A 3,292-nucleotide genomic window follows, 5' to 3' on the forward strand; every position below is an offset into this window, starting at 1 on the left:
GACAAATACAATGATGATCCGGACTTCTCACCACCACCACTCAATGGCAGTGAAGCGTTTGTATATACTGCTACTTTGTCTTATCCCGATCGCTTTGCTTCATTTATATTGAATAACATGCCGCCGGGTGCAACCCATGAGTATCCATTGATTACAGCGCAGGAGGCGCTGGATATTGCGGAGTTCATCAGGGTACAGACGCGGCCATCTGCACCGAACGCCAGCAACTTATCGGTGTTTTATAATTATCTCAGCAATACCATAATGGAATGGTGGTTTGCCGAAAAAGTTCATGAGGCAGGTTAGTGGATATTCTGAGAAGTAACGAATTTTCCCGGAATATCTTTCCCGGTTTTGTGATGGCATTTATTAATTTGCCAATGAGCATTGGGTTTGCTTTTTTAGCCGGTGTTCCACCGGTTATGATGATTATCTCCAGTATTGTTTGCGCCATTATCGGACACTTCCTGAATGCTTCACGTTATGCTGTGGGTGGCCCCAATTCCGCCACTGCCATACTGATTTCCGTTGCTGTCACGCCCTTTGCTCCGCAAATGGGGGATCTATACATAGGGTATGTTGCCTCATTGGCCTTGATGGTAGGACTATGGCAAATTATCTTTGCCATGATATTCGCGAAGTACCATATCACGGACTATCTCAATAATGATGTGATTGAAGGGCTGATACTCGGTATTGGAATTATTTTTGTTCTCGCAACACTCTATATGGTGCTTGGATTGCCCCAGCTTTCTTATACGCAATGGCTGATATTTGACGTTGTTAGTCTTGCTATCAGCACCCTGGAAGGGGAAGGCAGTTATTTCGCGTTGATTCTGGGTACCGTCACCATTGTAACGGGACTCTTCGTGCGTAGAAGTAAATTCAAACGCTATTCGGTCGTCATTGCACTATTCGTTGGCTTTCTTACTTTACTCGTACTGGAGAGGTACTATTCCTTCTCTATAGAGAGGGTAGGCTGGATAGAAATGAGCCTGGTAACCAGTGTGCCTGATTTAAGACAGGTAAGTTTTCCTATCCTGGCAAATCTTATTGCACCTGCTTTTGTAATAGCGATTATCGGCATACTGCAGGCTATCACAGTGGCCAAGGCAATACGCGGGGAAAACGAAGTTTTCAATCCATTGCGGGATATTTTTTCTCAGGGCGTTCAGAATGTCTTTCTGGCTTTCCTTCATGGTGCCCCATCGGCAAATTCAATTAACAAGAGCGTGGCTAAAAAGGAGTTAAAGTCAGACTCCAGGGCTTTACTCTATTCAGCTGCCTTCACGGTTGTCCTGGTGGTCCTGCTTGACTTTATTATCGCCTATATACCACTTGCCATATTAGGAGGCGTGCTGTTTCTGAGTGGTTTGAGTATGATTAATGGTAAGAAAATAAAACGCTATATGCTAAGCAACAAAAAGACCGCAGCCATATTTTTCACTACCGCATTTTTGGTTGTTGTTGTGGATATCTATACCGCGGTCACATTTTCGGTCCTGGCTACTTTTGTTATTAATGTAGTGTCGATTTCAAAAGTGACTACCAGTGCGACGATTAAAGATGATAACAAGCTTGTCATGTCTGTGGAAGGAACAATACTTTCGCATTCCTTCAGCCGGATTCAGCGCCACTTTAATAAAGTATTCGACAAATCAATTAAAGAGGTTGTTTTCGATATCAGAAATGCCAATTTGCATGTGGAGGATATCGTGGATTTCGACTGGATTACTGAACACGCGAAAAAAGGAGTAAAGGTCACTTTTCTTTATAGTGAAATTATGGAAGAGAAATTACAAAGGTTACTAAAACTGAATCCGGAGATTGTCGGGATAAATCGACAGACCGTTCCTGAATTTGCGCCTGAACTTGCTCCCGTCTATTCGGTGTACCGAAATAACGGGAGAAGCGCCAAAAAACAGGTCGCGAAAAATCTGAGGTATAAACAGGCCTTAAAAAGCCGCAACAAACCCACCCAGCCATCCGATAATATTCACTAAGTGTTCCAGTTCGCGCGATAATCTAATCTTGAGATTGTTACGTTGAGTCACAGACGTTAATCCAGGCGTGGTAGTAAACAGGCAGGTAGTGCACAATGCTGGACAGGCAAATCGAGTGTTAAAAAAGATTTATTTGCAAATAAAGCATGAATGGATCAGCGCCATTATTCCTGATTGATTGCTCCGTTAAAAATTCCAACGCTGGACAATAAACGGTGTCAGGCTCCAACTATAAAATTCAAGCTCATCCCGCTCCCGTAAAAAAATATCCTATAATATGTATATGAGTTCATCTTTTTGAAAGGTGAGCAAAGCAATATATATTTCAGTTATATATCTTTATAGCAGGGCTTGATATGTTTAATAAAGACCAGTTAATAGTGGTGCTAACAGCAGCTCTATTGATGCTCGGTTCAACGCTCGCATTGAGTGATATCAAAAGCCCCTTATTATTAGTACCAGCTTCTAAATCAGATGCAACGGAGTCGAAACCTGCGCCAACGCCTTCAAAAATTCCCGACGCAGAGAATGATAAACCCCGCGGTCAACTTTTATACGAGAATCACTGTGGTGGTTGCCACCAGGCCAGCGTACATAGCAGAATTTCCCGTAAAGCAGATTCTATAGCGAAAATTAGACATTGGGTAAATAGATGGCAAAAAGAACTCAAGCTTAACTGGTCTGAGAATGACATAAAGGATGTCGCAAATTACTTAAATGATAAGTACTATCAATTCTAAAAATAATTCTGGTCGTTATACTATGCAATAAGTAACATACATGACTTGATGGTAATTTATCGCTTGTACAGCCTCCCATATTGGTAATCACAAAATTGGCAGTCGAAAAATGGTAGTCAATAGAGTAACAGGTGTTTGTGGTGAGCCATAGCTTCGATCCGCTGCTGGTTTGGGACTAATATGAACCCGTGGATATTACTGGATAGCGCACAAGTGCCTGGCAATGGCGGGGAACTCCAATTATATCAACGTGGTGATGAGCTATCGATAAAAATTGCTGGTCGCGGTGAGCTTATGAATAGCCGTGTCCATGGATCCGAAGATGCGCTGGCCGAGCAAAGTTGTGCCAGGCTGGTGGATAGCGGGCATCCCCGATTGCTTATCGGTGGGCTAGGTATGGGGTTTACCGTGGCTGCAGCACTCCGACATCTTGGTGACCAGGCGGAGGTGCTAGTAGCCGAATTAGTGCCGGCTGTTGTAGCGTGGAACAGGGGGCCGATTGGAAAGCATGCTGGTTATCCGCTTCAGGATCCGCGAGTGACAGTGCGC

At 43.6% G+C, this 3,292-nt stretch carries 4 protein-coding genes; all 4 read left to right on the top strand.

Annotated elements, in window-relative coordinates:
* The coding region (locus ACWVCM_RS11970; protein WP_455201986.1) for a hypothetical protein at window positions 1-306 on the top strand (306 nt) is incomplete at its 5' end.
* Entirely contained in the window at window positions 306-2,003 is a 1,698-nt protein-coding gene (locus ACWVCM_RS11975; protein ID WP_455201987.1) for a SulP family inorganic anion transporter, read from the top strand. The genes ACWVCM_RS11970 and ACWVCM_RS11975, both read left to right, overlap by 1 nt.
* A 356-nt stretch (window positions 2,004-2,359) precedes the next feature.
* Window positions 2,360-2,743 (top strand): hypothetical protein, encoded by a 384-nt coding sequence (locus ACWVCM_RS11980; RefSeq protein WP_455201988.1) that lies wholly within the window; start codon window positions 2,360-2,362, stop codon window positions 2,741-2,743.
* A 180-nt stretch (window positions 2,744-2,923) separates the two neighbouring features.
* The coding region (locus ACWVCM_RS11985; RefSeq protein WP_455201989.1) for a hypothetical protein at window positions 2,924-3,292 on the top strand (369 nt) is incomplete at its 3' end.

The sequence above is a fragment of the Kaarinaea lacus genome (genome assembly GCF_975902315.1).

Coding starts and splice junctions, on each gene's coding strand:
- ACWVCM_RS11980 (WP_455201988.1), top strand. CDS start 2,360: ATGTTTAATAAAGACCAGTTAATAGTGGTGCTAACAGCAGCTCTATTG.